This is a genomic window from Brachybacterium sp. JB7 (genome assembly GCF_003335205.1).
GTDB lineage: Bacteria > Actinomycetota > Actinomycetes > Actinomycetales > Dermabacteraceae > Brachybacterium > Brachybacterium alimentarium.
In genome coordinates, this window is record NZ_QPGN01000052.1 from 1 (window position 1) to 331 (window position 331).

Genomic DNA, 331 nt, shown 5'->3' on the forward strand with positions numbered 1-331 from the left:
TAAACGCTACTCCCTTGTTGGCAGTGGTTTTGACCAAGCGCGCAAGCGAGGTAAGTTTTGCCACAACCTGTTGCTCCTGTGATCAAGATGTTTTGGTGAAGACGAAGCCATTCACCTTGTGCTAATGAACGGATCTGAGCTTTATCGAGTTGTCGTGCTGCGCCATAGTTGAGTTGGGCAAGTGTGCCGCCAACTCTGAACTTTGCTTGTCGCGTTAGGCGATCTATTTTACGCTGATCACGCTGCGTTATTTCATGTTCAAGCAATAAACTTAGCCGCTCTTCGAAGCTTTGTTCAACGTATAAATTGGGTTGCTCGTATTGCTGCAATA

At 46.5% G+C, this 331-nt stretch carries 1 pseudogene; it reads right to left on the minus strand.

The features are described 5' to 3' along the window. A pseudogene (istB, locus tag CIK81_RS17895) lies at positions 1 to 331 on the minus strand (IS21-like element ISShfr5 family helper ATPase IstB); the annotation flags it as partial.